At 71.6% G+C, this 2014-nt stretch carries 1 protein-coding gene and 1 pseudogene; both read right to left on the reverse strand.

Annotated features, from left to right (window positions below; translation table 11 throughout):
• Positions 1–55: 55 nt before the first annotated feature.
• A pseudogene (creD, locus tag AC27IQ_RS23220) lies at positions 56–1470 on the reverse strand (cell envelope integrity protein CreD).
• A gap of 124 nt (positions 1471–1594) precedes the next feature.
• On the reverse strand, positions 1595–2014 hold a 420-nt coding region (locus AC27IQ_RS23225; protein ID WP_487090959.1), incomplete at its 5' end, for an ATP-binding protein.

Consider the following 2014-nt stretch of genomic DNA (forward strand, 5'->3'; position numbering starts at 1 on the left):
GCCAGGTGCGTGTCCCAGGGGCTGGCCCGGTGGGCCGGCCCGGGCGACGGCGCGCTCATGCGGCCTCCGGGCGAGGGGTGGGAACCGGGCGCTGCGCGGTCAGGCCGTACCAGTTGACCCGTCGCGTGAGCACCATCACGGCGGCCAGCACCAGGAACAGCGCGATGGCACCCACGGCCAGCGCGGTCTGCTCCAGCTGCAGCAGCAGGTAGAGCAGACCGTAGAGCAGCGCGATGCCGGCCCCGAACGGCAGGCCGAGCCACAGGCTGCCGAGCATGTGGCTGGCGTAGTAGGCCAGCAGCAGCACGCACGCGCTGGCCGCGATGGCATACGAAACGCCGAAGGACAGGTGCTCCGACAGGCTCACCAGCAGCAGGAAGAAGCTGCACAGGCGCTGCCCACCAGCAGGTACTGCACCGGATGCACCCGCAACCGCTTCATCAGCTCGAACAGGCCCACCGCCACGAAGGTGAGCGCGATGAACAGCACGCCGTACTTGGTGGCGCGGTCGCTCAGGGAATAGGGATTGACCGGGTCCACGAAGGCCACGGTGAAGCTGTCGGCGCAGCCGCGGCCGTCGGCGGGCGCGGATTCGTAGGCGTGGTCCGCGCTGGGGGCCGCCTCGCACGCGGGGCGGCCGGCGGCCACGTCCTGCTGGGCCGTGCTGGCCAGCGAAGACAGGCGCCACAGCGCGGAAAAGCCTTTGTCCCCCACGGTGCGCTCCGACGGCAGGAAGCGGCCTGCGAACGAGGGGTGGGGCCAGCTGCCGTCCATCTGCACCTGGGTCTGGCTGCCCAGCGGCACGATGGCCACGCTCTCGGTGCCCACGAGTTCCAGGTCCATCTCGGCCTTGAACGGGCCGGTATCGCCGCCTGGCCGCTGCACCAGCGCTTCGGGCAGCGGGGCATGCAGGCCGCGGGGGTAGGCGGGGTGGAAGGTGCCGGGCTTCAGGGCCAGCGCCTGGCCGCCGATGGTGAGCTGGGCCGCGCGGATGCCCCGCGCATCGCCCACCGCCATCATCAGAAGGGGTGCGCCGCATTGCATGCGCGAGCCCTGCACGGTGGTGTCCGGCCGCAGGCTCGCAAGCGACGACCACTCGGCGGCGACATGCGCCTTCAGGGCGTAGGTGTTGACCTTGTGCACACCGCGCGAGCGCTCCTGCATGGCGGTGCCGGCGCGCAATTGCAGGGTGTCCGGCATGGCGGTGAGCACGAACTCGCGCCGTTTCTCGACCGTGGTGCGCTCGCTTCCGGTGCCGGTCACGGCATCCCAGCTTTCCACGCAGGCGCTGTGGATCAGCGGCCCCAGCAGGGTTTGCGAGCCCGCCAGGCTGCGCGCCACGCCATCGGCGGTGAGGGTGCGGTAGCGCTGGCGGTCGCGCACCACGTCTTCGATGAGGCCCAGGCCGAACAGCAGGAGCAGGGTGATGGCCGCGAGCGCGGCCAGTTTGGTGAACAGGGGGTGTTTCAAGGAGGCTCTCCGCCAGTGGATGTGGAGGGCAGTGTGGTGATCGGGCGTGAGGCGGAAATGAAGTTTGTGAGCGCACGGTGAAGTGCACCAGCGCGCTGCCGGCCCGGTGGCCGGTGCGCCGCCGTCAGGCGGCCGGAAAGGTGAGTTCGACCCGCAGCCCGGGCTGGGTGTTGCGCACTGCCATCGTTCCCCCGTGCAGCGCCATGATCCGGCGCACGATGGCCAGGCCCAGCCCCGAGCCGCTGCGCTCTCCACCCGGCCGCGCGGTGGTGAAAAAGCGCTCGCCCAGCCGCGGCAGCGCATAGTCCGGCACGCCGGGGCCCGCGTCCTGCACGGCCACCACCGGGCCCTGCAATTCCACGCGCACCGCGCTGCCGGCGGGCGCGAAGTCGATGGCGTTGTCGATCAGGTTGGTGATCGCCAGCGTGACCAGTTCGGCCTCCCAGGGGCCGCCGGCGCCGTCGCCCGTGAGCACCAGGTCGATGGTGCGCTGGCTGGCGCGGGCCTGGGCCTGGCGCGCGGCCAAGGCCGCGCAGTCCTGCAG

This window comes from Acidovorax sp. KPB24-07, assembly GCF_057543315.1.